Below are 515 nucleotides of genomic sequence, written 5' to 3'. Positions count from 1 at the left end.
ATGCAGTTTGCGCCAGCTTCGCCGCGACCTGACGCCATGCTTTTCCTCCTGCCACTGGCCGGCGCCGTAGACTTCAAGCCCAGTGCTATCGATGAGAACGTGCACGGGCCGTTCTCCGGGAATCCCGCGACCTTGCCGTGTGGCAGGCGATCGCCGTGTGCTTGCGCGCCGGCTGAGCGTGGTATGATCGGGCACGCTGAGAGCCAACCCCATCAGTTGCAGCACCGATATCAGCAATCCCTCTGCCTGACGGAGACGCAGGCCGAACACCAGTCCCAGCGTCAGTGCGGTCTCGATCGCTAGATCAGAGTAACGCGGCTGACCGCCGCGGGTCGTGCGCTTCGGCGCTTGCCACTGCGACAAAGCTTCAGCGGTCATCCACAGCGTCAAGCTGCCGCGTCGGCGAAGGCCTGCCTCATACTCCGACCAATTGGTCACTTTGAACTTCATCTTACCGATGCGATGGCGGCGGCCGGCATTGTGTTTGAAGGGCATGACGCTGACAGACCCAATAG

General features: G+C 62.1%; 1 protein-coding gene. It reads right to left on the bottom strand.

Annotated features, from left to right (window positions below):
• On the bottom strand, positions 1–495 hold a 495-nt coding region (locus QD461_RS36710), incomplete at its 3' end, for an IS5 family transposase (RefSeq protein WP_414091646.1).
• Positions 496–515 lie beyond the last annotated feature (20 nt).

It is taken from the genome of Rhizobium sp. BR 314 (assembly GCF_047445805.1).
In the GTDB taxonomy this organism is placed as follows: Bacteria; Pseudomonadota; Alphaproteobacteria; order Rhizobiales; family Rhizobiaceae; genus Rhizobium; species Rhizobium lusitanum_B.
Note: the sequence above shows the minus strand (reverse complement) of the source record. Positions and strands in the feature narration are given on the sequence as shown.